Annotated in this window: 1 pseudogene; it reads right to left on the reverse strand. The window is 65.3% G+C overall.

Annotated features, from left to right (window positions below):
* Positions 1-333, reverse strand: a pseudogene (locus EN807_RS37225) (hypothetical protein); the annotation flags it as partial.
* Positions 334-340 lie beyond the last annotated feature (7 nt).

Genomic DNA, 340 nt, shown 5'->3' on the forward strand with positions numbered 1-340 from the left:
TTTCGGCGCCGGCGCCGTCATCGGCAACATCGCCGGCGGCCAGGCCGCTGACCGCTTCGGCGCGACCCGCACCGTCGCCTGGTCGCTGACGCTGTCGGCCGCGATGCTGGTCACCTTCTCGCTGATCCCGACGTTTCTGCCGCATTCGATCGCCGGACCGGCGCTGATGGCCATGATGGTGCCTTGGGTCGATGGCGGCGAAAAGATGTTGCCGAGGCGGATTTCCGGCATGCCCTTGAGCGAGGTGACGACCATCACATAGAGCGGCAGGAGGTAGTAGAGCGCCACGACGATGAGCGTACCGTAGAGGAAAATGTTGCGGCGCGAGAACACGTGTCGC

The sequence above is a fragment of the Mesorhizobium sp. M5C.F.Ca.ET.164.01.1.1 genome (assembly GCF_004792125.1).
Taxonomy (GTDB): domain Bacteria; phylum Pseudomonadota; class Alphaproteobacteria; order Rhizobiales; family Rhizobiaceae; genus Mesorhizobium; species Mesorhizobium wenxiniae.